Source organism: Streptomyces sp. NPDC048275 (genome assembly GCF_040652275.1).
Taxonomy (GTDB): Bacteria; Actinomycetota; Actinomycetes; order Streptomycetales; family Streptomycetaceae; genus Streptomyces.
The window spans coordinates 1-1403 of the sequence record NZ_JBEZLR010000258.1; the positions used below are offsets into that span (position 1 = coordinate 1).

Consider the following 1403-nt stretch of genomic DNA (forward strand, 5'->3'; position numbering starts at 1 on the left):
AACGAGTACAAGCAGCAGGACGCCGAGTCCCTGCTGGAGACCACCGGCAAGGAGCTCCGCAAGCTCATGTCATGGGTCAACGACGAGGCGTAAGCATCATGGCCGACAGCTTCTTGGGCACCGTTCCCGCCGTAGGCGGCCGAACTGCTGCTGAGCAGTCATCTGGCCCTTACCGGCCGCCCCTTGTGCTCACCGCGCTGTGTATCGCTGGATGAAGCGGCGCGTTGGCTCTACACCGACGCGCCCTTTGGACTGCTGGCCCACGGCACGGGCCCCGACCCGACGTACTTCTACGCCAACCGCACGGCCCAGCAGCGCTTCGGCTATTCGTGGGAAGAGTTCACCGACATGCCGTCGCGGCTGTCTGCCTCCTCCCAACGCCAGGACGACCGAGACGCCTTCGTCCGCTCCGTGCACGAACACGGCTTCGCCGACGGCTACACCGGGCTGCGCAGGACCAAGAACGGCGAAGAATTCTGGATCAAGGACGTGACGATGTGGGACCTCTTCGAGCCCGCGGGAACCAGCCGAGGGCAGGCCGCCGTGTTCCGTGACTGGTCCCCGCCCGTGCAGCCAAGTTGACCGACGCGCGGTGAACACCCGGCCCCCACACGGGCGATGGCACTGCACAACAGGACGACAGCGGCGCTTTGCGGTCCGAACGCCGAGACGCGGTCGTGTCACAACATCTGCCGGTCTTTGGTCTAGCTGACGAGCCAACAGAAAAAGAGGGCAAGGCTGACAGTGGGTAACTGTTACGACGTCTCCTCTTACCGGACGGGTCACTGAATACATGCGTTGGGGTCAAAGAGGGAACACTGGTGTCCCACCGTGCACGGACCTGTTACCTGGATGACTGGTGCGGCGGCCGCGTTGTCGGGTGCCGTGCGAGAGGGAGGATGCCGTATGGACCATGCTGACGCGGTGCCCATCGCGGAGTTACTTGATGAGCGTCGGTATCTGCTGGATGTCGCCTACTGGATGCTGGGCAGCCCGGGTGAGGCGGAGAGTGTTGTCGATGAGACCTACCGTCGGTGGTACGGGCTGTCCGACGCGGCGCGCCGACAGGCCACGGTGCCCCGCTCCTGGCTTGCGAAGACCGCGGGCGGGATCTGTCTGGGCCGCCTCGCTCTGCCCGACCGGGCTGATGACGCCCGCCGCGCAGCAAGGGCTGCTGAGGGGCAGGAGCCTGAACGTCCTGCTGTCAGGCTGGGGGAGGAGGTCAGCCGGGTACTGCTGAACGCTCTGGACTCCCTGTCGCCGGCCGAGCGGGCGGCGTTCGTGCTCAAGAACGCCGGCATGCCCCCAGGTACGGTCGCCGACATCGTGGGGCGCACCGAGCCGGAGTGCGCCGAACTCGCCGACCGGGCACGCCACTACCTACGCGTGCAACGCTCACGCCC

At 66.2% G+C, this 1403-nt stretch carries 1 protein-coding gene and 1 pseudogene; both read left to right on the plus strand.

Annotated elements, in window-relative coordinates; translation table 11 throughout:
- Positions 1 to 150 precede the first annotated feature (150 nt).
- A complete protein-coding gene (locus AB0D57_RS47780) occupies positions 151 to 582 on the plus strand; it encodes an MEKHLA domain-containing protein (protein ID WP_362088782.1) in 432 nt (143 codons plus the stop codon).
- A gap of 324 nt (positions 583 to 906) precedes the next feature.
- Positions 907 to 1403 (plus strand): annotated as a pseudogene (locus AB0D57_RS47785) (RNA polymerase subunit sigma); the annotation flags it as partial.